This is a genomic window from Vibrio sp. 10N.222.46.A1 (assembly GCF_041473595.1).
GTDB lineage: Bacteria > Pseudomonadota > Gammaproteobacteria > Enterobacterales > Vibrionaceae > Vibrio > Vibrio tasmaniensis_A.
In genome coordinates this window covers 1-407 of record NZ_JBFRSN010001845.1, presented here as the reverse complement: position 1 = coordinate 407, position 407 = coordinate 1, and the positions used below count along the sequence as shown (strand labels likewise).

The following is a 407-nucleotide window of genomic DNA, read 5'->3' as shown; positions in this document are numbered from 1 at the left end:
CGGGATTACGTCGGAACAAGTCGAGAAAGAACTGAAGAAGTCATTTTGGGAGTGATTCGAGGCAACGTAGCTTTTAACTCGACGTTGCTTTAACTCAACATAGTTTTGTCGGTGTCGGGAGGTTTACGTTACCGTTCTATGTTGAGTTAGGTTTATGGTTTATATAAAGAAGTGGGAGATGATATTTAACTCTCCAATAGCTCGTTTACTTCTTCGTGCAACCAATTGGTGAACGCGGTAATACGCTCTTCTCTCGGGGAGTTAGGGTCAAAGCATAGGTTGACTTGAACCCCAGGTGTCATGCCTATATCAAAGGGCTTCACTAGCAAGCCGCGTTCGATGAAGTCACCAGCTAAGCTGTCTGTTGCCAAGCAAACCCCATGTCCCGCCATGACAGTCGTTAACCC

General features: G+C 45.9%; 1 pseudogene. It reads right to left on the bottom strand.

The features are described from left to right. Positions 1-185 precede the first annotated feature (185 nt). Positions 186-407: pseudogene (locus tag AB4496_RS29585) on the bottom strand (LysR family transcriptional regulator); the annotation flags it as partial.